The sequence below is a fragment of the Gracilibacillus alcaliphilus genome (assembly GCF_016909015.1).
In the GTDB taxonomy this organism is placed as follows: domain Bacteria; phylum Bacillota; class Bacilli; order Bacillales; family Amphibacillaceae; genus Gracilibacillus; species Gracilibacillus alcaliphilus.
In genome coordinates this window covers 1-1,368 of record NZ_JAFBFA010000082.1, presented here as the reverse complement: position 1 = coordinate 1,368, position 1,368 = coordinate 1, and the positions used below count along the sequence as shown (strand labels likewise).

Here is a 1,368-nt window from a genome sequence, read left to right as displayed (position 1 = left end):
GGGAGTGTAATATTAACTGTGTAAGTAAGAAATGCGTACGGTTTCTTACTCACACAGTTTTTTATTTGGTAGAATAAAAATATAAAGCTAAAGGAGTGTTTTAAATGGGCAAACCCAAAAGAGATCCTAACTCCGTAGAATTAGCTAACAAGATTATGGAACAGTATAAACCAAAGTCTGTAGAAGATATGCAACATGCATTAAAGGACATATTCGGGCCGATGTTTGAATCGATGCTAAAAGGTGAAATGAATCATCATTTGGGCTATGAATCAAATGATAAAGGAGAAAAAGAAACAAACAATAGACGGAATGGATACGGAGAAAAGACAGTCAAAACGACTACTGGCGAAGTTGATATTGCTGTACCACGTGATCGAGATAGTTCATTTGAGCCGCAACTTATTCCAAAGCGCAAAAGAGATGTTTCTGCCATCGAGGATAAAGTGATCTCCATGTATGCAAGAGGGATGTCTCAGCGAGATATTTCATCCACTATAGAAGATATCTATGGTTTCTCCGTGTCTCATGAAATGATATCTGATATTACGGATACAGTGCTTCCTGATTTAGAAGAGTGGCAAAGTCGCCCTTTAAGCAACTGTTATCCCTTTGTGTTTGTAGATTGCTTTTATACGACAATACGTAACGACTACGAAACAAAGAAATACGCTGTTTATACCATGTTAGGCTATACCATGGAAGGAAAGAAAGACATTCTTGGTCTATGGTTAAATGAAACGGAAAGTAAGCATAAATGGATGCAAATCTTTGATGAAATAAAAGCTCGTGGTGTAGAAGATATTTTCTTTATTTCCATGGATGGAGTAAGTGGATTAGAAGATGGAGCTCGTGCTATTTTCCCGCAAGTAATCGTGCAACGCTGTATCGTCCATCTCATTCGAAATTCGATGAAGTACGTTCCAAGTAAAGACTATAAACCTTTCACCGCTGCCTTAAAAAAGGTGTATAGTGCACCAAGTCTTAAGGCCTGTCATAGTGCATTTGAAACTTTTCAACAACAATGGTCTGCTTATCCTGGGGCGATTGACGTTTGGAAACGGAATTTCTCCCATGTGGAACAACTATTTGATTATGGAAGTGCCATACGCAAAATCATGTACACCACAAATGCCGTAGAAAGTATACATTCCAGCTTTAGAAAAGTGACTAAAAAAGGAGCATTCCCAAACGAGAACGCTCTTCTAAAAGTCTTGTATTTACGAACGAAAGAACTTGAAAGTAAATGGGAAGGTGGCCATATTCAACAATGGGCAATGGTCATGAACCAGTTCTTAATTCATGACCATCTTAATGAACGAGTGTTAAAGTATTTAGAATAACTTACACACTTTTCTTGACAAGCCC

General features: G+C 37.9%; 1 protein-coding gene. It reads left to right on the top strand.

Annotation, left to right across the window (positions count from 1 at the left end; all coding sequences use genetic code 11):
• Positions 1 to 104 precede the first annotated feature (104 nt).
• Positions 105 to 1,343, top strand: coding sequence for an IS256 family transposase (locus JOD18_RS24080; RefSeq protein ID WP_204672023.1), 1,239 nt, complete (start codon positions 105 to 107; stop codon positions 1,341 to 1,343).
• The last annotated feature ends 25 nt before the right edge of the window (positions 1,344 to 1,368 follow it).

Excerpts from the sequence above, each read along its gene's own strand:
- JOD18_RS24080 (WP_204672023.1), top strand. The coding sequence starts at position 105 with ATGGGCAAACCCAAAAGAGATCCTAACTCCGTAGAATTAGCTAACAAG.